This window comes from Ensifer sp. 22521 (assembly GCF_052044795.1).
GTDB lineage: Bacteria > Pseudomonadota > Alphaproteobacteria > Rhizobiales > Rhizobiaceae > Ensifer.
Genome location: NZ_JBQENM010000025.1, coordinates 70131 through 90107, shown reverse-complemented (window position 1 = coordinate 90107; position 19977 = coordinate 70131). Strand labels below are relative to the sequence as shown.

Sequence of the window (19977 nt, the reverse complement as noted above, 5' to 3'; positions counted from 1 at the left end):
GGCCATCTGACAAAATTCGTTGTCGCATGAAAGGCGATGTTCGGCGGCGAAGGGCGTTACTCTGCTCTTCCTGAGCGCTTCGCGCCTGTTCTATTCAAGGGCCTACTGCATGTTTCCTTTAATCGTAGCCGATTGAAGGACAAAAACATGCAGCAATTCAAAGTGCTACAGCGACCTTTGCGCGTCAGTAAGACGCGTGGCGCTGTAGGGCCCGCCGCAGGCGAAAGACGCGCTTCGCCCGACATAGCAAGTTTGAAAAACACCGGCAGCGGCTTAAACTCGGCGACCGAGCTTCCAGCAGGAAGTTCGTCCGCCCTTTCCTGACCCGCCGGCCGAACATACGGATGTCGTTCGGGAAAGTTGCTTCCCCTGGAGGTGTGGCATGCCCAACAAACCCAGCATTGTCTTCGCACATGGCCTCTGGGCCGACGGATCCTGTTTCAGCAAGGTCATCGAACTGCTGGTTGCCGACGGCTACGAAGTGATCGCGACGCAAAACCACTTGAATACCGTCGCCGACGACGCCGCGGCAGTTCGCACGTCGCTGGGCCGTGTGCGCGGTCCGGTTGTTCTGGTCGGACATTCCTATGGAGGTACCGTCATCACCGCTTCGGGCACCGATGATCGCGTCAAGGCGCTCGTCTATATCTGCGCGCTGGCGCCGGAGAACGGTGAAACGACGGCGGCCGACCAGACAAAATTCCCCCAGACCCCCGTCTTCCAGCATATCGAGGTGGCGGACGGCCGGCTGTTTCTTCGTCCTTCGGGGATCCCGGAATTCGCCGGCGATCTGCCTGAAGCAGAACAGAGGCTCGTCTGGGCCACGCAGATGGGGCCGCTGGCAGACCTGTTCGATCAACCCGTTCCGGGTGCGGCGTGGAAAACAAAGCCGACATACTACATCGTCGGTACCGAGGACCGGACAGTTCAGCCCGACCTGCAACGCTTCCTCGCCAAGCGCATGAATGCAAAGGTGACGGAACTGGCCTCTAGCCACGTCCCGATGCTGTCTCAACCCCGCCGCGTCTACGAGGTGATCCGCGAGGCCGCCGACAGGGTGCAGCAATCGGCCGGATAAAGTCTGCCTGCCGTTCCGTTCGATTGATACGCTCTGGACCAGTCAAGCGGGCGCCGTCGAATGACGGCGCTGTTGGCGACAGGATCGATGGTGAGGCTGGTGAAGTTAGTCTCGCGCACGCATCGGCAAGGCGACGTTCCCGCCGCGTGCGAATACTGGGACGCAACGGGTACGATCACCTACGCGCGCTTCGTTGAAGGGGTATCGCGACGCTGTGTCGATCGCAGTCGGACACATCAACTACCTGCATTGGGAGCCCGAAACGATCGCCGTGCGGGTGCACGGAGACTCGCCGTAATCCGTTATCGCGCGCAGCTTGAGGTGATCTTCGGCGGGCACAAAGTGCCGCTCAGTGCCTACTGGCACACGGACACGTATGAATGCAGAGACGGGCAATGGATGGTGGTCTGGTCGCAGGCAACTGCCGTCCAATAGCGAACGGCCCACCTCTTGCCCAAGCCCTTGCCATGAACGCGAAGGTTCCGATTTCGGCTCTCGAAAGACGCCGAGGCGACGTGCAATCAAATTGCGTCGCGTTCCGTGCGCAGATTGGAGACGACGCGGCGGTTCTGTACCTTGCAGGAGCGCTCCGTGCAGTCGCGCACCTCGCGGTCGTTTCCATACCCCTTGGCCCACATGCGGTTGGGGTCCACGCCCTTCGAGGCGAGATAGGCCATCGCTGCATCGGCGCGCTGCTGCGACAACGTCGCCATCTTCGATGCGGATCCGCTGTCGTCGGAAAAGCCCTGCAGCTTGACGAGCCAGCGCGGGTTGCTGTTGAGCCAGATGGCCTGCTTGTCCAAGGTTGCCTTGGCGACGGGATCGAGCGTAGCCGAATCCTGCGTAAAGTAGGTCCGGCGGCCGACATTGAGGATGAAGTCCTCTTCGCTGCCGGCCGAGACAGTCTCGAAACCGGGCGCCGGATCGTCGGTTTTTCCGGTCATCGGCACCGCGGCCGGTTCTTCGACCGCGGCGATCTCGGTGGTGTTGCAGGCGGTCAGCGTCAGCAGAATGGCCGCAGCGGAGAGCAGCCTCGTATATCCGGGCATAGCGGGCATCAGGGTGGTATTCCTCATTCGACCTGGGTTGCGACCGGGGTTGCTTGGCTGACCTCGGGGGCCTTGTCGGCAATGTGCGGCAGGACTTGCACGGCGGTACCGATGGGGCACCGCTGATAAAGATCGATCGCGTCCTCGTTGAACATGCGGATGCAGCCGCTGGAGGCATCCTTGCCGATGCTGCCCGGTTCCAGCGTACCGTGGAAGCGATAGCCGGTATCGACGCCATCACGAAGCAGGTACATGGCGCGCGGGCCAAGCGGGTTCTTCGGCGAGCCTCCCTCGACGAACTCAGGCAGTTCGGGGTGACGCTCGCGCATTTCCGGCGGCGGCGTCCAGCGCGGCCAGAGCGATTTGCGATCGATCGTAGCGCGGCCATACCATTTGAAGCCCTCGCGTCCGACGCCGACGCCATAGCGGATGGCTGTCTTGTTCTCCATGATTAGGTAGAGAAAATGGTGCCTGGTATCCACGACGACCGTGCCGATCGGCTCGGTGCTGAAATACTTGACGACCTGACGCTGCCATTTCCTGTCGATCTTGGCGAAATTCGTGCTTCGGTAGGTCACGCCATTGTCGACCGCGGGGTCGGAAAAATAGGACGCCGCGGCAGCGAAGGCCGGTTTCTGGGCTGCGCCTGCGCTAAGCAGCGCCAAACCACCAAGCATAATATCCCTGCGGGTGCATTCCATCGGCAATATCCCCCGAAAAGCCAAGCAGCGAGCCGCAGTAAATCAGATTTTTCATTTGCCACAACGGAAAATTATCAGGCACCGATTCTTTCAATGACTGTTTTGCAAGAAGCGTTTCGCCGATAGTTGCAGACTATCACGCGATTTTGCCTGCTCTGCAGGTCTAGGGGATAGGGTCTATCGCCGGATCGATCGCCCCGTGAGCAACACCGGCAAGTGACGCTTGCGAAGCGCCATAATCGATTGGCTCTTCTCAGTAGTCGCAACAATGGCACATTGGTTATTGTCGAATTTCACAACATTGGGTGACGACAATTGGGCGAACATACCCTCGCGGCATCTTGGGAACCAAGGCAGCGGTTGTCGATCATGTCACCTGCAACAGGCTCGTTGGCGAGCGCGGTCCTAAAGCCTGGCGCGCAAAAGTGCGCAGCGGTTTTGCGATAACGACACGCGAAATATCAAAAACTTGAAGCGCAAGGAGCGAATCTGAAAGATCGCGACGCGCTTTAGTTGGCCCTGATGTCCCGCGCCTGGCCCGATTCTCTCAGCTCTTCGACCGTCTTGCCGAGGCAGCTTCCGCCCTGTTCGGTGCCCACGGCCTTTGCCCCTCCGCCCAGGGTAATCGTCCCGGCGAAGTTGTCCGAGGCCAAGTAGGTCGCCGTGCCATCGGCCGTTACCTTCGACAGGTAAAAGGCATGCTGCGTGCCCTTGTATTCGCAGGCGACAGCGAACGGAAACTGATCGAACAGATTGCCCTCCGCGAGGGCAACGGATCCGAAAGCTGGAGCGCTGGCCGCAACCAGCAGCAGTGTCAGAGACTTGGACATATTCGTAGAGCGTATGCGCACCATCGATCCCCCCAACCCGGTATAGATAAGGTGTCCGTCGAAAAGGATGGTGACGCCAAGCCCCCGCTTTGACAAGCCCGACAGGCTGCATTCGAACTCGGCAATGTTCGACCGCAGGTGGGCTGTCATCTCCGACCCAAGAGAACGGCGCGCGAAGGCGGCCGCCGGCGAACCGCCGGCTTGGCATATTCTCTGAGCGGCCGTCAGGCCGGGTGGCTGAAGCGGGCGATCTGCGCACCCTTCATCAGGTTGCGGAAGTTCGATCCGCTCATGTGCACCAGCGTCCTGTGGTCGCCGCCCTCGAAGTAGACGTCGTTTACGTCGCCCAGACTTTCGTCGAGCAACACCGGCACGTCATAGGCCGAGCCGATCGGCGGCACCGCGCCGATATCGCAATCGGCGAAGAGGTTGCAGACTTCCTCTTCCGAAGCGAGACCGAGGCGCCGGTCCATCACGTCCTGCAAGGTGGAGAGCTCAACCCGGTGCGTGCTCGGCACAACGGCAAGCACGTACCCCATCTCGTGGTGAACGACCACGGACTTGGCAAGCCTGCTGCCGGGCACATGTGCCGCTCTCGCCGTCTGGCTGGTGGTGGCTGTGCGGTGATGGGCGACGGTGTCATAGGCGACACCCGCACCATCGATATAGTCTTGTAGTTTTCTGGCGATCGTCATCGTCGACACCCCTTCTTCCGTGGTGGCGCGGAAAGGTTATTGTCCTCCCATCCACCACGAAGTCAACGACGGACGGGACCGACGATCAGCGCTCGTCCTTCAGCATCGCGAAGGCCTGGTCACGCGCCGACATCTGGGCCACCGGCAACGGCCAGGCGATCGCGAGCCTCGGATCCAGGGCATTGAGCCCGCCCTCGGCATCGGGCGCATGGGGCTTGTCGTGCAAATAAATCAGCTCACAATCAGCGGAAAGCGTCTGGAACCCGTGCGCGAAACCGCCGGGGATCATCATCGACCGGCCGTTTTCAGCGCTCAGGACCTCGCCATGCCACTGAAGATAGGTCAGGGAGTCCGGCCGCATGTCGACGGCGACATCGAAGATTGTGCCCGCGAGACAGGAGACAAATTTCGTCTCGTCATGCGGCGCGCGCTGGAAATGCATGCCGCGAACCGTGCCTGCCACCCGCGTAAGCGTATGATTGATCTGGGCAATAGAGCCGCCGGCGCCAAAATCGGCGAGTTCCTCGCGGCAGAAGAAACGTGAAAAGAAGCCGCGATCGTCGCCAAAGCGCTGGCGTTCGACAACAACGAGACCCGACAGGGGTGTAGGAATACGGTCAAAACGCGACATTGAAACTTCCACGAGTGAGCGAGGCGCCCCCGCTTTCCCCCTTAAGAAACCGGCCTTGACCGTATTTGCAATTGTCGACATGAAAGCGTTCACAGGAAAGCGTTACGAATCGACGAGGCTGCAAGATCGCGAATCGTGACCTGCGGCGTATCCGAATAAAGGGTAGCAGTTATGGCAGCAGCAGACGATCGTCTCGCATTCGAGGCTCACAAGAAGGAAATGTCGCTCGCGCTCGGCAAGGACGAGGACGCCTTTCGCCAGTCGCTCGAGACATTGGTGACGCTCGACAAATACGACTATGCCTATCTCTGGTCGTTCATGGGCGTGCCGATCATCCAGATGCCGGCCGATGTCATGGCAACCCAGGAAGTGATCTGGAACACCAAGCCGGACGTCATCATCGAAACGGGCGTCGCCCGCGGCGGTTCGGTGATCTTCATGGCCGCGATGCTGCAACTGATCGGCAAGGGCAAGGTCATCGGCGTCGATATCGACATCCGTGCGCACAATCGGGATTCGATCGAAAAGCATCCGATGTCGTCGCGCATCACACTGATCGAAGGCCCCTCGACGGCGGCCGAGACGCTGGCGAAGGTGAAGGCGGAAATTCCTGAGGGCGCCTCGGTCATGGTCGTGCTCGACAGCGACCACAGCCGCGACCACGTGCTGGATGAACTGCGCACCTATGGCCCGCTGGTCACCGAAGGCCAGTACATGGTGGTGGCGGATACGGTCCTTGGATGGGCCGATTCATCGCAAACACCCACCAAACGCTCGAAAATCTGGCGCGCCGGCGACGAGCCCTATGCGGCGCTCAAGGCGTATATGGAAGAATCGACCCGCTTCGAGACCGATGAGGCCCTGAACGGCAAGCTTGTCCTTTCAAGTTCGCCGCGCGGCTATCTTCGCTGCATCGAAAAGTAGGGGCACGAAAAGAGCGGCTCGACCAGGCCTTCGTGCCGCTCGCCAACTCTCGATCGCGAAAACACGAACACTAGGCAAGTACCGGATGACTCGGAATATTGTCATCTCACAATCCATGTACTTTCCTTGGGTTGGGATGCTGGAGCAGATCAAACTGGCGGACGTGTTCGTCCACTACGACGATGTGCAGTTCTCGCGCGGCAGCTTCACAAACCGCGTACAGATCAAGACCCAGAACGGCGTCCGCTGGCTGACCGTGCCCTTGAAAGACCTTCGCATGGGGCAGCGGATCGATGAAGTGCTGATCGACAATCGAGACGACTGGCGGGCCCGCCACCGCGATATCCTCCGGCAGGCCTATATGAAGGCCCCCTTCGCCAAGGATATGCTGGAACTGGTCGACGATGTGTTCGCAAAGGACGCATCGACGATTGCGGATGTTGCACGCAATTCCATGCTCGCGCTTGCTGCCTACTTCAATCTGGACAGACCGAAGTTCGTCTCGTCGGACACGCTGACCATTGGCGGTGCGAGCAGCGAGAGAGTATACGACATCACTGCGCATCTCGAAGGGACGGTTTACATCACCGGCCACGGCGCACGGAACTATCTCGATCACGATCTCTTCAATCGCAACGGAATATCGGTTCAGTACATGAACTACGAACGTACACCCTACCCGCAGATGCACGGAGAGTTCACCCCTTATGTGACGGCATTGGACCTCGTCGCCAATTGCGGTACCAAGGGCGCAAGTGTCGTGCATTCCGGAACTGTCGATTGGAGGGAGTTTACCAAGTGAAATCCGAGAACCTGGATAACGTGGCGTCGGAATATCTTCCAAACGCAGTCACATCGATCGAGAACAATCTCATTCTCAACTGGTATCCGCAGCGCATGGTCGAACGCTTTGGCAAATGCCAATCGCTGCTCGATCTTGGAATTGGCCACGGCTACACCCCTCACCTTTTCAACAAGGTCTGCGACCGCCACGTAATCGTGGAAGGCTCGCAGTTCGTCATTGATCTTTTCAAGAAGAACAGCCCGGACTTTTCCGGCGAGATCGTCTTCTCCTATTTCGAAGACTTCGAAACGGAAGAGCGCTTCGACGTCATCATCATGGGTTTCGTTCTCGAGCATGTCGACGATCCGGGCCTCGTCCTCGACCGGTTCCGGCGCTTCCTGAAACCCAATGGCCGTCTGTTCGCCGCGGTGCCGAATGCCAAGTCGTTGAACAGACGACTGGGCGTGGAACTCGGCAAGATCGACGACATCTACAGCCTGAACGCCAACGATCTGGCGCTCGGCCACAAGCGCCAATATTGCCGGGACACTTTCCGCGCCGAACTCGAAAATCATGGCTTCCGCGTGGTGCACGAGGAAGGCATCTATCTGAAGCCTTTGCCATTGCCCGTGTTGCAGACGCTGCCCGATTTCGAGGCCAATCTGCATGCCATGCTCAAGGTCGGCATTGAGTTCCCCGATCTTTGCGTCGGCCTGTTGATGGAAGCAGAACTGGCATGAAGACCGCCGCCATCATCGGCACGCGCTCGATGTTGGGGGGCCAGCTTGTCGCGCGCCTGCGGAACATGGGCGTCGAGACCATCAGTGTCGGCCGGGCGAAGACAGATGACATCTTCTTCGACATCGAAGGCGGCTCGGCAAAGGCACCGGATGGCCTGACCGCGGACGTGCTGTTCCATTGTGCAGCGAGCTTCGCCGACGACGGTCCATCGGGGACACAGCAAAACTTTGCGGCAAATGCCGCAAGCGCGCTTCACGTCGCCGAGCTCGCCAAACGGCTGCAGACCAGGGCGGTCATATACGCCGGATCGCTTTCCTCGGACGCGACGCTGGATGCGGCACCCCTGACATCCTACGGACTCACCAAGCAACTGGCAGAGCAAATGCTGGAATGGAGCTCGCAGAAACTGGGCTTTCGCTTCTGCAGCCTTCGCTTCTCGCAGCTTTATGACGTGGAGGGCCGCTGCTGCGCCCACCAGCCGTGGATGGGGCGTATCATCGCCTACGCGTCCCGTGGGCTCGACCTTCGCATGCCTGCTTCCCATGGTGTGCGCAACTTCCTGCATGTGCAGGACGCGGCAGATATGATGATCCGCGCGGCCGAAACGGGCATATCCGGTGTTTGCAATGCGGTTCACACGGAGGCGATGACCTGCGACAGGATCGCTGAAATCGCCTATGAAACCTTTGGGCTCGGGGGCAATGTCGTGATCGCGGCGGAGAAGGCTCCCTTTCGGAAGGTGAATTTTCCTGATGGTGCGGTAACACTGGCCGAGTTGGGCATGCCGCCTCTGATCACGATGCGAGACGGGATTGCCATGATCAAATCAGCCGGAACCGCCGAAGCATTCGGCCCGATGGACGTCAAGTAATGCACGACGACACAAAGCAATCGAAACAGCCGATTACGGTCGTGGTGACTGCGGTAGGCGCAATCATCGGCCAGGGTATCGTCGCGTCGCTCCGCCGATTGGAAGCACCGATCCGTATCATCGGCATCGATCGTGATGCCAATGGCATCGGTCGACACTTCTGCGACGACTTCGTCGCCAAGCCATCATGCGATGAGACCTCTCCCGTATATCTGGAGTTCTGGCTGGAACTGCTTCGGCGAGAAAACGTCGCACTGGTGCTACCCGGCCTGGAACTCGATGTCCTGTTCTTCAATGACAACCGTGCACGCTTCGAGGCGACCGAGACGCGCGTCGTCTTGAACAGCTCGCCGCTGATCGCGCTGGCGCAGGACAAATGGGACATGGGCGAGGCACTGCTGCAAGCGGACCTTCCGGCCATTCCGAGCACGCTTAGCCGCAGCCTGGAAGCTTGCACCCGCGAGCTCGGCCCCTTGCCGCTGCTGCTGAAGCCCCGTCGCGGCAACGGCTCCCGGGGAATAGCACTCCTGCGGGACGCGGCCGATTTCGATTATTGGACCCTGAAGAGCGCGGACGATTTCCTCATCCAGAAATTTGTGGGCAGCAACGACCAGGAATACACGGTCGGCGCGTTCGGATTTGGTGATGGCACGACGCTGCCGCCGATCGTCTTCAAGCGCAAGCTGTCCGTCGCCGGCAACACCCAATATGCCGAAGTCGTCGACGAGCCGCTCCTGACCGAGGCCGTGCGCAGGCTATCGCAACACTTCAAGCCGCTCGGACCGACGAACTATCAGTTCCGGCTGGAAGGCACGATCCCCTACCTGCTCGAAATCAATCCTCGCTTCTCGAGCAGTACCTCACTGCGTGCCGCCTTCGGCTACAACGAGGCGGCGATGGCGCTCGACTACTACGTTTACGGGAGAAAACCCGAAGCACCGGAGATCAAGACGGGCCGGGCCTGGCGCTACTCCGAGGACCTGGTGGTTCTATGATCGCCATCATTTCCGATATTCATGGCAACCTTCCCGCACTCGAGGCGGTGCTCGCACGCATCGACGAACTCGGCTGCAGCTCGATCCTGTCGCTGGGTGACGTCGTCGGATACTACGCTCAGCCGGGCGAGTGCGTAGACGTGCTGAAAGCACGCGGCATCGCAAACATCCTGGGCAATCACGATTATTACATCGTCAGCGGAGAAGGCTGCCCGCGATCGAAGATGGTCAATGACATCATCGAGTACCAGAGAGGCATCATTTCGGCCGATCAACGCGCCTGGCTCGCCGGATCGCAAACCTACGTCGTCGATGGATCGACCTATTTCGTTCACGGCAGCTGGCAGGATCCGATCGACGAATATCTCTACAAGGTTTCGGAGGCGCAGTTTCCCGACGGCTGCGAACGGCTTTTTGCCGGACACACCCATGTGCAGGTGCGCCTGGAGATCGGCGGCAAGGTCTTCTGCAATCCCGGCTCGGTCGGGCAACCGCGCGACGGCGACCCGCGCGCCGCCTTTGCGACGCTCTCGCCGGCAGGCATCGAACTCCACCGTGTCGCCTACGACATCGACAGGACGGCCCACCACATGCGGCAGGCGGGCTTCCCGGAGCGCTTTTACGAAAACCTCTATCTCGGCGCGCAGATCGGCGGCCGGATTGACAAGATCGTTGCCGCAGACGCAACCAACGACCGATCGGCTTGAGCACAGGCGACCCACATGACGAAACCTCGCATTCTCTACACCAAGCCCTCAATCACCGAACGCGAAGTCGCCTATGCCACCGATGCAGCGGCGAACGGCTGGGGCGAGCGCTGCTACGATTACATCAATCGCTTCGAGTCTGCCTTTGCCGCACATCTCGATGTCACCCATGCGATTTCGACATCGAGCTGCACCGGCGCGCTGCACATGGGCCTTGCCGCTCTCGGCGTCGGGCCGGGTGATGAAGTCATCCTGGCTGACACGAACTGGACCGCATCCGCCGCCCCGATCGTCCACCTCGGAGCAAAACCGGTCTTCGTCGATGTGCTCGCCGACAGCTGGTGCATCGACCCTGACAAGGCCGAAGCGGCCATCACGCCGAAGACCAAGGCGATCATGGCCGTGCATATCTACGGCAATCTCTGCGACATGGACCGCCTGCTCGAAATCGGCACGCGGCACAACATCCCCGTTGTCGAAGACGCAGCCGAAGCACTCGGATCGGAATGGCGCGGACGCAAGGCCGGTTCGCTCGGCGCCTTCGGCGCATTTTCCTTCCACGGCACCAAGACCATGACGACGGGCGAAGGCGGCATGTTCGTCACCAGTGACAGCAAGCTCTATGAAAAGGTGCTGACCCTTTCCAATCACGGCCGGGCACGCGGACAAAAGAAACAGTTCTGGCCGGACGAAGTCGGGTTCAAGTACAAGATGTCGAACCTTCAGGCGGCCGTCGGCCTGGCGCAGATCGAACGCGTCAACGAACTGGTCGAGCGCAAGCGCGAGATCTTCTACGCCTACAGGGAACAGCTCGCGGGCGTGAACTCCATCTCCATGAATCCGGAACCGGAAGACACGAAGAACGGCTTCTGGATGCCGACGGTCGTCTTCGCGCCGGAAACCGACGTCACGCGCGAGAAGCTTCAGGGTGCTTTCGCCGCCGAAAACATCGACGCCCGCGTCTTCTTCTGGCCGCTGAGCTCGCTGCCGCCCTTCGAAGGTGCGTCGGCAAACACCGTTGCCTATGACCTTCCCGGCCGGGCGATCAATTTGCCGAGCTATCACGACATGACGTCTGACGAGATCGGCCGGGTCGTGCAGGTCCTGCGCGACTGCGCAGCACATTGATGGCCGAACTCAGCGAAGCGATAAGGCAGACCGGAATTTCTGCCTGAGCGCCCGTTTGTGCGTCTTGAACCAGGGGGCGACCCGGAGGTCCATGTGCAGCTCAAGCGCGCGCTTCATCGCCTTCAGCTCGGCGGCCGACCATTGTCGTTCTGCAATCATCTCAAGTGCAATTCGTTTGTAGCGCCTGCGCGCTTCCAGCAGGTCTAGCGGCGGCAGGTGGTAGTCGGCCTGGCGCTTGATGCGCTGAATGAAACGCCCTTCCTGTGACAGGGCGACCGCATTGTCGAAAATCGCAGGCAGCAGCGCGAGATGGTCCGCAGCCCACGCGAACCCGTAGTCGGGAAGACGCCGCAGGGCCACGCCTGTGGCCTCTCGGCGCCATAGGCCGTAGAACCAGCTCGGGTGGCAGCCGAGAAGGATGTCGCGAATGCGCAGCGCTCGCTCCCCCGATAGCTGAGACGGCAGGCCGTAAAGTCGCTCGATCCGCTCCGGCAGCTCTACTATCCTCAACACCGGCGAAACGGCAAGCGAGGCATGCGGCTCCCTGTCCAACGCCGCGACGAGACCGGCAATGTGGTTCGGATCGGCAAGGTCATCGTCGGCACGCCAGCAGAAATAAGGAGCGCTGCTCATAGCGTGCGCTCTGTGGAAGTTCTCAGTTGCCGAAACCGTCTCACGGTAGAATACATGCCGAAACCGCGTGTCGGTCTTCACGAAATCCGCGCAGATGTCGGAGGTGCCGTCGGTCGATCCGTTGTCCGAGATGAAGACCTCAAAATCCTCGAACGTTTGGTCCCGAAGGCAGGCGAGGCACTCAGCGATGAAATCCGCGCCGTTATACGTTGGCAGCCCGATACCCACCCGCGCCATTCCCGTATCCTTCCCGGCAATTGATTGAGCCGGCAAATCGTGCAATGAACCGTGCGCGTCCGCCCCGAAAGTCGCGTTTCCGGCTGTGATAATTCGATCGCCTGGATTGTCAACATCGCACGAGCGATCCACGCGCAAGGTAGCATGGGTTATCTCAACGGGAGGAATGCGTCGCGCGCTGTACGCGCGTCACTGTGAGGTAGCTGCATGAAAGTCGTCATACTCGCCGGTGGTTACGGCACGCGCATCTCGGAAGAGAGCCATCTGAGACCCAAGCCGATGATCGAAATCGGCGGGCGGCCGATCCTCTGGCACATCATGAAGATCTATAGCCACTACGGCTTTTCGGATTTCGTGATCTGCCTCGGCTACCGCGGCTACATGATCAAGGAATACTTCTCCAACTACATCCTGCACTCTTCCGACGTCACCTATGACATGGCGACCGGCGAGACACTCTTCCATTCCAACAAGGCCGAGCCGTGGCGCGTGACGCTCGTCGACACCGGCACGGACTCAATGACCGGCGGGCGCCTGAAGCGCGTCGCCGATCACCTGGGCGATACCTTCTGCCTCACTTACGGCGATGGCGTTGCCGACGTGAACATCAAGGCGCTTACCGATTTCCATCGCAGCCACGGCCGCGAAGCGACCGTGACCAGCGTCGTTCCGCCGGGGCGTTACGGCGCGCTTGCCGTCAGCGACGGGCGGGTTCAGAGCTTCATCGAGAAGCCCGCCGGCGACAACAACCGCATCAATGGCGGCTTCTTCGTCCTCAACCGGTCCGTGCTCGATCGCATCGAGGGCGACCACACCTCGTTCGAAACCACGCCGCTCGAAGGCCTGGCCAGTGACGGCCAGTTGATGGCCTTCCCGCATGACGGTTTCTGGCGACCGATGGACACGCTGCGCGACAAGAACCAGCTCGAAGAACTCTGGCAACACGGTTCGGCGCCCTGGAAAGTCTGGTCATGAGCCGGCTTGCCAACCCCGCCTTCTGGGCCGGCAAACGCGTGCTTCTGACGGGCCACACCGGCTTCAAGGGAAGCTGGGCGCGGCTCTGGCTGGCGCAGATGGGCGCCCGCGTTGCCGGCTATGCCTTGCCGCCTGCCGCTGAGCCGTCTCTGCACGCCCTGCTCGGGCCAAGCGAAACCGCAGGCGAACATCTGAGCGATATCCGCGACGGCGATACGCTTGCGACGGCCATCCGCCAGTTCGACCCGGAAATCATCCTGCATATGGCGGCCCAGCCGCTGGTGCGCGAAAGCTACCGGACACCGGCCGAGACCTTCGATGTCAACGTCATGGGCACGGTGCGCCTGCTGGAGGCGGCCCGCACGGCGCCCGCGCTCAGAACGATCGTCGTCGTGACCACCGACAAGGTCTACCGCAACGACGAAAGCGGCCGGCATTTTCCGGAAGAGGCCGCACTCGGCGGCCATGACCCCTACTCCGGCTCGAAGGCTGCCTGCGAACTGGTCGTTTCGACCTGGCGGGATTCGTTCCTGCGCGAGCGCGGCATCCGGGTCGCGACCGCCCGCGGCGGCAATGTGCTGGGCGGTGGCGACTTCTCCGTCGACCGATTGGTCCCCGATATCGTCCGAGCTGCACTATCGGGCGAGATGCTCGATATCCGCAGCCCCATGGCGACCCGGCCCTGGCAGCACGTGCTCGATTGCCTCAACGGTTACTTCGTCTATGCCGAAGCGCTGCACGAGGGCCAAACCGCTGTTGCAGCACTGAATTTCGGCCCCTCCCCCGCAGAACGGCAGATCCCCGTGCGCGATGTCGCCGGCGCAATCCAGATCGCCATGGGTCTGCAGACAGGATGGCGCGACAGTTCGTCTGAGGATCGGCCCCGCGAAATGCAGACGCTCGGCCTCGATCCGGCCCTTGCGCTGAAGGCCTTGTCCTGGACCGCGCGGCTCTCGCAGGATCAGGCGATCGCCTGGACCGCGCACTGGTATGACGGCTGGCGTCGCGGCGGCTCCGCCCGCGACCTGACGCTCGGCCAAATCGACGCTTTCATGAGAGGCTAACGACTTCGATGCCCCACAACTGCCGTTTCTGTTCGACGCCGCTCACGACCGTCGTCGCCGACCTGGGATCGACGCCCTGGTCGAATTCGTTCCTGGAGCCGACAGAGGAAGCAATCGCGCGCGAACGCTCGTTTCCTCTGAAGGCCATGGTCTGCTCCGAATGCCTGCTGGTGCAGACAACGGAGACCGTGCCGGCCGACGAGATCTTCACCGACGGTTACGCCTATCTCTCGTCGTTCTCGACCAGTTGGCTGGAGCACGCCCGCCGTTACGCCGAGACCATGACCGAGCGCTTCGGACTCGGCAACGCGTCACAGGTGGTTGAGATCGCCTCGAATGACGGCTACCTGCTGCAATATTTCGTCGCCAAGGGCGTGCCCGTGCTCGGCGTCGAGCCCGCCGCCAATGCGGCACGGATCGCCGAAGACCGCAACGTTCCGACCGAGGTGGCCTTCTTCGGCCGCGAAACCGCGACGGCGCTCGTCAATCGCGGCATCCGCGCCGACCTGACCGCCGCCAACAACGTGCTGGCCCATGTGCCCGATATCGCGGATTTCGTCGGCGGCTTCGCCATCCTGCTGAAACCCGATGGCGTGGCGACGTTCGAGTTTCCGCATCTGTTGCGTCTCATGGAAGGCGTGCAGTTCGACACGATCTACCACGAACACTATTCCTACCTGTCGCTGGCCGCCGTCGAACGGATCTTCGCAAACGCCGGCCTGAAGGTCTTCGACGTCGAGGAACTCGCGACCCACGGCGGTTCGCTGCGGGTCTTTGCTCAACTGGCCTCCGGTGCGCGCGAAGCGACCGAAAGGCTAGCAGCTGTCCGCGAGAAGGAAGCCGCAGCCGGCCTGATGCGGATGGAAACCTACGCTGCCTTCGACGACCGGATCGCCGCCGTCTGCAAAGGATTTCAAGAGTTCCTGGCGCGTGCCAAGGCCGAAGGCAAGACGGTGGCCGCCTATGGCGCCGCCGCCAAGGGAAACACTTTCCTCAATGTCTGCGGCGTAAAGCCGGGCGACATTGCCTTCGCGGTCGACCGCAACGATCTGAAGCAGGGCAAGCTGTTGCCGGGCACCCATATCCCGGTGCACGCACCGGCCCACCTGCAGGTTGCGAAGCCCGATTATCTCGTCATCCTGCCGTGGAACCTGACCACGGAAATCGTTGCGGACAATGCCGCAATCCGCGACTGGGACGGACAGTTCGTCGTTGCAATTCCGGAGCTGAAAATCTTCTGATTCCCGGCGCCGGGCGGAGAAAATGTGGACATACTTCCGCCCGGACCCCACACCAAGCAGCGAAAATCCATAATGTATATCGCCTGGGGTTGGTCTGCCCCAAATTTGACGTGTTCAGATTGAAATTCGGCGATGGCGTGGGTTCCAACAGTTGCAAATTAGCACCCTAAGGAGGTGCAATGTCCACTATTGACCTATGCCTTGTCGCCACCCGGCGACCGGACCTGCTTGCCCAGACGCTGGCCAGCTTCCGGGACAGGATCTTTCTCAGGCTCGAGCTGCGCGGCGCCTATCTCAACCTTGATCCGATCTTCGGATCGCCCGAGGATCACAGCACTTGCGTGGAGATCTTCCGCAGCCACTTCCCCGACGGCATCGTCTTCCAACCGGAGAACCCCGGCTTCTGCGCGGCTGTCGCGAGACTCTGGTCGTCGACCAGCGCCGACTGGGTCTTCCATCTGGAAGACGACTGGATTGCCCTGAGGGACATGGGAGAGGAATTGCTGGCACCCTTTGCCGATCCGGCGATCACCCAGGTGTCATTCCATACGGCGGACCAGAACTGGGATATCCGCCGCAAGGGTCACTTCCACCGGCGAAACGAGTATGCGCGTTTCCTCGGGATCAAGATCCCGCTGTTTCGCACCTTCCCGAAATTCACAACGTCTCCCTCCATCCTTCGCGGCGGCTTTGCGCGCCATTGCGCCGGGCTGATGGATTTTTCTCGTGACCCCGAGAAGCAGTTCTATTCCGGCGTAAATCCGGCAATGGAAACCTACGTCGCCCGGTGCCGGAACTACATCTTCTCGCCTGAGGCCCGCCCGGTCATCAAGGACATCGGACGGGAATGCCGCGAACAGCGCCGCATCCGGAAGGTGATCACCGACTCGGCCTCGATCTGGCGGCAAAGCGCGTAAACGTGCCGGCTCCTGCATGTTTCCTTCAATCGTACCCGATTAAAGGACAAAAACATGCAGCACTTCAAAGTGCTACAGCGACCTTTGCGCGTCTGATAAGACGCGCGGCGCTGTAGGGCGCGGTTCCCCCCAACAAGGGTTACGCAAGCGGGATGCTCGTCCCGCTTGCGCTGGTACCGTCACGCGGTCGCGGCAGCGTCCTTGCGCTGGAACCCCTTGCTCGCCACCATCAGGCTGCGCGTATAGTCCTCGCCGATCCGCCCGGCGACGAGATCGCCGGAAGACAGGTACTCGACGACGCGCCCGCCCTGCATGACCGCCAGCCGGTCGCACATATGGGTGACGACGCCGAGGTCATGGCTGACCATGATGAAGGTGAGCTTGCGGTCGCGCCTGACCTGCTCCAGTAGGTTCAGGACCTCTGCCTGCACCGAAGCGTCGAGCGCCGACGTCGGTTCGTCGAGAAGCAGGGTCGAGGGCTCGAGGATCAGCGCCCGGGCAATGGCGATACGCTGGCGCTGCCCACCAGAAAGCTGATGCGGATAGCGGAAGCGGAACCCCGACCCGAGACCGACTTCGTCGAGCGCCTTGAGGATGCGGCGTTCGCCGTCCGCCACGCCGTGGATAGCCAAAGGCTCAAGCAGTTGCCGGTCGATCGTCTGGCGCGGGTGCAGCGAGCCGTAGGGATCCTGGAACACCATCTGCACGGCGCGATAGAAGGCCTTGTCGCGCTTGGCACCCTTGAGCACCCGATCATGGACGCGGATGGTACCGCCCGTAACAGGCGCAAGACCGGCGATTGCCCGGAGCAAGGTCGACTTGCCCGATCCGGACTCGCCGACGAGACCAAAGGATTCGCCCGGCGCAATCTCGACGCTAACGTCGTTCAGCGCCTTGAATTCGTCATAGGTGACGGAGAGATTCGAAACGGAAACGGCTGATGTCATTGAGCCCACTCCGGCTTGCGGTCGAGAACCGGCAGGGGATGGCGATCGGATCCGATCGCCGGCATGCAGTTCAGCAAACCTTGCGTATAGGGATGCTTGGCGTTGGCGAGTTCGGACGCAGCCAGTTCCTCCACGATCCTGCCGGCATACATGACAATCACCCGGTCGCAGAAGGACGAGACGAGCCTGAGATCGTGCGAGACGAAAATCAGGCCCATGCCGCGCTCGGCAACCAGCTTGTCGAGGATACCAAGCACTTCGAGCTGCACGGTGACGTCAAGCGCCGAGGTCGGTTCGTCGGCGATCAGCAGTTCCGGTCCGGCAACCAGCATCATCGCGATCATCGCGCGCTGGCCCATACCGCCCGAAACCTCGTGCGGGTAGAGATCGTAGACACGCTTCGGATCGCGGATCTGCACGGCCGCGAGCATGTCGAGCGCCCGCTCCCGGGCTTCGCCGCGGCTGACACTCTCATGCTGCCTGAGCGTCTCGACGATCTGCCGGCCGATGCTCATGACCGGGTTCAGCGAATATTTCGGGTCCTGCAGGATCATCGCGATGCGCTTGCCCCGGAGGTCCCGACGGACCTTTGGCGATGCCGAGAGCAAATCGATACCGTCGAAGGACAGTTGCTTGGCCGTCACCTGCGCATGGCCCGGCGTCAACCCCATGATCGCCCGGCCCGTCTGCGACTTGCCGGAGCCGCTTTCGCCGACGATGCCGAGGCGTTCGCGGCCGAGCGTGAAGGAGACGCCACGTACCGCCTCGATGAGGCCGGTACGGGTCGGGAACGAGACCTTGAGGTCTTCTACCGTCAGCAGCGTACTCATTGGCCGCTCTCCCGGGGATCGAGCGCGTCGCGCAGGCCGTCGCCGAGCAGATTGAAGCCGAGGCTGACGATCAGGATCGCAATGCCGGGCATCGTTGCAACCCACCACTGATCAAGGATGAAGCGGCGGCCCGAGGCGATCATCGCACCCCATTCCGGCAAGGGCGGCTGGGCGCCGAGGCCGAGGAAGCCGAGGCCAGCGGCCGTCAGAATGATGCCGGCCATGTCGAGCGTGACGCGCACGATCAGCGACGACATGCACATCGGCATCACGTGCCGGAAGACGATGCGGATCGGCGACGCGCCCATGAGCTGCACCGCCGAGATATAGTCCGAGTTGCGAACCGTCAGCGTCTCGGCGCGGGCAATGCGTGCATAGGGCGGCCAGGAGGTGATCGCGATCGCGATGACAGCGTTTTCGATCCCCGGTCCGAGCGCCGCGACGAAGGCGAGCGCCAGCACCAGCTTCGGGAAGGCAAGGAAGATATCGGTGATGCGCATCAGCACCGCATCGACCCAGCCACCGGCATAGCCGGCGACCGCGCCGACGATCAGGCCGATCGGCGCTGCGATAACAGCGACCAGCAGCACGACGGCAAGCGTCAGCCGCGAACCATGGATCAGCCGCGAAAGGATGTCGCGACCGAGATCGTCGGTGCCGAGCAGGTAGCCGGGGCTTCCTGGTGGCTGCAGCCGGGCGTTGGCAAGATCGCCGATATAGGGCGAGTGCGGCGCCAGGACATCGGCGAAGGCCGCAACGAAGACCAGCGCCAGCAGGATGATGAGGCCTAGAACGGCAAGCCTGTTGGCGGCAAAGCGCTGCCAGGTCATGTAGGCGCGGCCGAGACGGGCCTGGGTGCGCGACTGCGGGCGATCGGACAGCAGCCATTCGCGCCGCGTCATCGGGCGTGTCGGGGGACGTGTTTCGGTAACGGTGCTCATCGCTGGCGCGTCCTCGGGTCGAGCGTCCGGTAGAGAAGATCGGACAGGAGATTGATGCCGATGAAGACCGAACCGATGACGATGGTGCCACCAAGCACGGCGTTCATGTCGGCATTCTGCAGCGAGTTGGTGATGTAGAGGCCGAGGCCCGGCCAGGCGAACACGGTTTCTGTCAGCACCGAGCCTTCGAGCAGGCCGGCATAGGAAAGCGCAATCACGGTCACGAGCGGCACCGCCGCGTTTCTGAGCGCATGACCCCAGATGATACGGGTCTCGGAAAGGCCCTTGGCGCGCGCGGCGACGATATATTCCTGCTGCAGCTCATTGAGCATGAAGCTGCGCGTCATGCGGCTGATATAGGCGAGCGAGAAGTAACCGAGCAGCGACGCCGGCAGGATGATGTGGCGGAAAACGTCCCACAGCACGTCCCACTGCCGCTGCCAGAGCGCGTCGAACAGGTAGAAGCCGGTGATCGGCGTGAACGTATATTCGAAGACGATGTCGATGCGGCCGGGATAGGCGACCCATTTCAGCCGCGCGTAAAAGACCAGCAGCGACAGGAGCGCCAGCCAGAAGATCGGCACCGAGTAGCCGACGAGGCCGATGACGCGGACGATCTGGTCGGCGATGCTGCCCCGCTTGACGGCGGCGAGAACGCCGAGCGGCACGCCGAAGATGGCGCCGATGAGGGTGCCGAGCGTCGCAAGCTCCATGGTCGCCGGGAAGACGCGGCGGATGTCGGTCATGACGGGGTTCGTGGTCAGCACCGAAACGCCGAAATCGCCGGTCAGCGCCTGGCGGACATAGATGAAGAATTGTTGGTAGAGGGGCAGGTTCAGCCCCATCGCCTCGCGCGTCCTTTCGACGACGTGCGTCGGCGCCCGGTCGCCGAGAACGGCCAGAACCGGGTCGATCGGGATCACCCGGCCGATGAAGAAGGTGACGGCCAGAAGGCCGAGATAGGTGGTGACGACAACGACAAGAAAGCGCAGCACGGCTGACACGATCTTGCCGGGACGGGCGCGTTTGCGCCCGTCCACTGTCCCTGTTGCGCTCAT

22 protein-coding genes are annotated in these 19977 nt (G+C 61.5%); 12 read left to right on the top strand and 10 right to left on the bottom strand.

Translation table 11 applies throughout. From position 1 onward, the window contains the following. Positions 1-382: 382 nt before the first annotated feature. Positions 383-1078 (top strand): alpha/beta fold hydrolase, encoded by a 696-nt coding sequence (locus tag ACTJKE_RS28935; protein ID WP_440693250.1) that lies wholly within the window; start codon positions 383-385, stop codon positions 1076-1078. 521 nt (positions 1079-1599) lie between these two features. Here ACTJKE_RS28935 and ACTJKE_RS28930 read toward each other — a convergent pair. From ACTJKE_RS28930 to ACTJKE_RS28910, 5 genes are all read right to left on the bottom strand, one after another. After that, positions 1600-2154: an OmpA family protein gene (locus ACTJKE_RS28930; RefSeq protein ID WP_440693248.1), complete on the bottom strand. Its 555-nt coding sequence runs from the start codon at positions 2152-2154 to the stop codon at positions 1600-1602. Continuing rightward, positions 2151-2828 (bottom strand): L,D-transpeptidase, encoded by a 678-nt coding sequence (locus tag ACTJKE_RS28925; RefSeq protein ID WP_057249107.1) that lies wholly within the window; start codon positions 2826-2828, stop codon positions 2151-2153. The genes ACTJKE_RS28930 and ACTJKE_RS28925 overlap by 4 nt, the downstream gene beginning before the upstream one ends. A 509-nt stretch (positions 2829-3337) precedes the next feature. After that, positions 3338-3808 carry a hypothetical protein gene (locus ACTJKE_RS28920; protein WP_306341285.1) on the bottom strand — a complete coding sequence of 157 codons (471 nt, stop codon included), beginning with the start codon at positions 3806-3808 and terminating at the stop codon, positions 3338-3340. Positions 3809-3882: 74 nt separating this feature from the next. After that, positions 3883-4353, bottom strand: a complete 471-nt coding sequence (locus tag ACTJKE_RS28915; protein ID WP_057249136.1) for an aminoacyl-tRNA deacylase — start codon at positions 4351-4353, stop codon at positions 3883-3885. Positions 4354-4438: 85 nt separating this feature from the next. Further along, positions 4439-4984, bottom strand: a complete 546-nt coding sequence (locus ACTJKE_RS28910) for a dTDP-4-dehydrorhamnose 3,5-epimerase family protein (protein ID WP_057249106.1) — start codon at positions 4982-4984, stop codon at positions 4439-4441. A 171-nt stretch (positions 4985-5155) separates the two neighbouring features. Here ACTJKE_RS28910 and ACTJKE_RS28905 point away from each other — a divergent pair, with 171 nt between their 5' ends. From ACTJKE_RS28905 to ACTJKE_RS28875, 7 genes are all read left to right on the top strand, one after another. Continuing rightward, on the top strand, positions 5156-5908 hold the full coding sequence (locus ACTJKE_RS28905; RefSeq protein ID WP_113132178.1) for a CmcI family methyltransferase: 753 nt from the start codon (positions 5156-5158) through the stop codon (positions 5906-5908). A gap of 85 nt (positions 5909-5993) precedes the next feature. Beyond that, positions 5994-6710, top strand: coding sequence for a WbqC family protein (locus ACTJKE_RS28900; protein WP_057249104.1), 717 nt, complete (start codon positions 5994-5996; stop codon positions 6708-6710). Further along, positions 6707-7432 (top strand): class I SAM-dependent methyltransferase, encoded by a 726-nt coding sequence (locus tag ACTJKE_RS28895; RefSeq protein ID WP_057249103.1) that lies wholly within the window; start codon positions 6707-6709, stop codon positions 7430-7432. The genes ACTJKE_RS28900 and ACTJKE_RS28895 overlap by 4 nt, the downstream gene beginning before the upstream one ends. After that, on the top strand, positions 7429-8304 hold the full coding sequence (locus ACTJKE_RS28890) for an NAD-dependent epimerase/dehydratase family protein (RefSeq protein ID WP_440693245.1): 876 nt from the start codon (positions 7429-7431) through the stop codon (positions 8302-8304). The genes ACTJKE_RS28895 and ACTJKE_RS28890 overlap by 4 nt, the downstream gene beginning before the upstream one ends. After that, entirely contained in the window at positions 8304-9299 is a 996-nt protein-coding gene (locus tag ACTJKE_RS28885) for an ATP-grasp domain-containing protein (RefSeq protein WP_093234909.1), read from the top strand. The genes ACTJKE_RS28890 and ACTJKE_RS28885 overlap by 1 nt, the downstream gene beginning before the upstream one ends. After that, positions 9296-10006, top strand: coding sequence for a metallophosphoesterase family protein (locus ACTJKE_RS28880; protein WP_058326431.1), 711 nt, complete (start codon positions 9296-9298; stop codon positions 10004-10006). Before ACTJKE_RS28885 ends, ACTJKE_RS28880 begins: the two co-directional genes overlap by 4 nt. 15 nt (positions 10007-10021) lie before the next feature. Further along, on the top strand, positions 10022-11134 hold the full coding sequence (locus ACTJKE_RS28875) for a DegT/DnrJ/EryC1/StrS family aminotransferase (RefSeq protein WP_113132177.1): 1113 nt from the start codon (positions 10022-10024) through the stop codon (positions 11132-11134). Between the two features lie 9 nt (positions 11135-11143). On the opposite strand, the gene ACTJKE_RS28870 is transcribed toward ACTJKE_RS28875, so the two are convergent. Beyond that, entirely contained in the window at positions 11144-12004 is an 861-nt protein-coding gene (locus tag ACTJKE_RS28870; protein ID WP_058326432.1) for a glycosyltransferase family 2 protein, read from the bottom strand. 207 nt (positions 12005-12211) lie between these two features. Here ACTJKE_RS28870 and rfbF point away from each other — a divergent pair, with 207 nt between their 5' ends. From rfbF to ACTJKE_RS28850, 4 genes are all read left to right on the top strand, one after another. Further along, complete coding sequence (gene rfbF, locus ACTJKE_RS28865) at positions 12212-12979, top strand: glucose-1-phosphate cytidylyltransferase (protein WP_057249097.1); 768 nt, start codon at positions 12212-12214, stop codon at positions 12977-12979. Beyond that, complete coding sequence (gene rfbG, locus ACTJKE_RS28860; RefSeq protein WP_440693242.1) at positions 12976-14043, top strand: CDP-glucose 4,6-dehydratase; 1068 nt, start codon at positions 12976-12978, stop codon at positions 14041-14043. Before rfbF ends, rfbG begins: the two co-directional genes overlap by 4 nt. Positions 14044-14051: 8 nt before the next feature. Then, positions 14052-15284: a class I SAM-dependent methyltransferase gene (locus ACTJKE_RS28855; RefSeq protein ID WP_057249095.1), complete on the top strand. Its 1233-nt coding sequence runs from the start codon at positions 14052-14054 to the stop codon at positions 15282-15284. A 179-nt stretch (positions 15285-15463) separates the two neighbouring features. Next, a complete protein-coding gene (locus ACTJKE_RS28850) occupies positions 15464-16201 on the top strand; it encodes a glycosyltransferase family 2 protein (RefSeq protein ID WP_440693240.1) in 738 nt (245 codons plus the stop codon). Positions 16202-16380: 179 nt separating this feature from the next. Here the strand turns inward: ACTJKE_RS28850 and ACTJKE_RS28845 are convergent, their stop codons facing one another. From ACTJKE_RS28845 to ACTJKE_RS28830, 4 genes are read right to left on the bottom strand one after another with little or no spacing between them, the layout of a single operon-like run. Continuing rightward, positions 16381-17148, bottom strand: a complete 768-nt coding sequence (locus tag ACTJKE_RS28845; RefSeq protein WP_057249094.1) for an ABC transporter ATP-binding protein — start codon at positions 17146-17148, stop codon at positions 16381-16383. Continuing rightward, the gene (locus tag ACTJKE_RS28840) at positions 17145-17978 is read right to left on the bottom strand and encodes an ABC transporter ATP-binding protein (protein WP_057249093.1); all 834 of its coding nucleotides are present in this window, start codon (positions 17976-17978) and stop codon (positions 17145-17147) included. The genes ACTJKE_RS28845 and ACTJKE_RS28840 overlap by 4 nt, the downstream gene beginning before the upstream one ends. Then, on the bottom strand, positions 17975-18919 hold the full coding sequence (gene nikC / locus ACTJKE_RS28835) for a nickel transporter permease (protein ID WP_057249092.1): 945 nt from the start codon (positions 18917-18919) through the stop codon (positions 17975-17977). The genes ACTJKE_RS28840 and nikC overlap by 4 nt, the downstream gene beginning before the upstream one ends. Then, positions 18916-19977 carry an ABC transporter permease gene (locus ACTJKE_RS28830; protein ID WP_057249091.1) on the bottom strand — a complete coding sequence of 354 codons (1062 nt, stop codon included), beginning with the start codon at positions 19975-19977 and terminating at the stop codon, positions 18916-18918. The genes nikC and ACTJKE_RS28830 overlap by 4 nt, the downstream gene beginning before the upstream one ends.

Bases quoted from the DNA above. Each gene is read 5' to 3' on its own strand.
- ACTJKE_RS28935 (WP_440693250.1), top strand. From the start codon at position 383: ATGCCCAACAAACCCAGCATTGTCTTCGCACATGGCCTCTGGGCCGAC.
- ACTJKE_RS28930 (WP_440693248.1), bottom strand. From the start codon at position 2,154: ATGAGGAATACCACCCTGATGCCCGCTATGCCCGGATATACGAGGCTG.
- ACTJKE_RS28925 (WP_057249107.1), bottom strand. From the start codon at position 2,828: ATGGAATGCACCCGCAGGGATATTATGCTTGGTGGTTTGGCGCTGCTT.
- ACTJKE_RS28920 (WP_306341285.1), bottom strand. From the start codon at position 3,808: ATGACAGCCCACCTGCGGTCGAACATTGCCGAGTTCGAATGCAGCCTG.
- ACTJKE_RS28915 (WP_057249136.1), bottom strand. From the start codon at position 4,353: ATGACGATCGCCAGAAAACTACAAGACTATATCGATGGTGCGGGTGTC.
- ACTJKE_RS28910 (WP_057249106.1), bottom strand. From the start codon at position 4,984: ATGTCGCGTTTTGACCGTATTCCTACACCCCTGTCGGGTCTCGTTGTT.
- ACTJKE_RS28905 (WP_113132178.1), top strand. From the start codon at position 5,156: ATGGCAGCAGCAGACGATCGTCTCGCATTCGAGGCTCACAAGAAGGAA.
- ACTJKE_RS28900 (WP_057249104.1), top strand. From the start codon at position 5,994: ATGACTCGGAATATTGTCATCTCACAATCCATGTACTTTCCTTGGGTT.
- ACTJKE_RS28890 (WP_440693245.1), top strand. From the start codon at position 7,429: ATGAAGACCGCCGCCATCATCGGCACGCGCTCGATGTTGGGGGGCCAG.
- ACTJKE_RS28885 (WP_093234909.1), top strand. From the start codon at position 8,304: ATGCACGACGACACAAAGCAATCGAAACAGCCGATTACGGTCGTGGTG.
- ACTJKE_RS28880 (WP_058326431.1), top strand. From the start codon at position 9,296: ATGATCGCCATCATTTCCGATATTCATGGCAACCTTCCCGCACTCGAG.
- ACTJKE_RS28875 (WP_113132177.1), top strand. From the start codon at position 10,022: ATGACGAAACCTCGCATTCTCTACACCAAGCCCTCAATCACCGAACGC.
- ACTJKE_RS28870 (WP_058326432.1), bottom strand. From the start codon at position 12,004: ATGGCGCGGGTGGGTATCGGGCTGCCAACGTATAACGGCGCGGATTTC.
- rfbF (WP_057249097.1), top strand. From the start codon at position 12,212: ATGAAAGTCGTCATACTCGCCGGTGGTTACGGCACGCGCATCTCGGAA.
- rfbG (WP_440693242.1), top strand. From the start codon at position 12,976: ATGAGCCGGCTTGCCAACCCCGCCTTCTGGGCCGGCAAACGCGTGCTT.
- ACTJKE_RS28855 (WP_057249095.1), top strand. From the start codon at position 14,052: ATGCCCCACAACTGCCGTTTCTGTTCGACGCCGCTCACGACCGTCGTC.
- ACTJKE_RS28850 (WP_440693240.1), top strand. From the start codon at position 15,464: ATGTCCACTATTGACCTATGCCTTGTCGCCACCCGGCGACCGGACCTG.
- ACTJKE_RS28845 (WP_057249094.1), bottom strand. From the start codon at position 17,148: ATGACATCAGCCGTTTCCGTTTCGAATCTCTCCGTCACCTATGACGAA.
- ACTJKE_RS28840 (WP_057249093.1), bottom strand. From the start codon at position 17,978: ATGAGTACGCTGCTGACGGTAGAAGACCTCAAGGTCTCGTTCCCGACC.
- nikC (WP_057249092.1), bottom strand. From the start codon at position 18,919: ATGAGCACCGTTACCGAAACACGTCCCCCGACACGCCCGATGACGCGG.
- ACTJKE_RS28830 (WP_057249091.1), bottom strand. From the start codon at position 19,977: ATGAGCGCAACAGGGACAGTGGACGGGCGCAAACGCGCCCGTCCCGGC.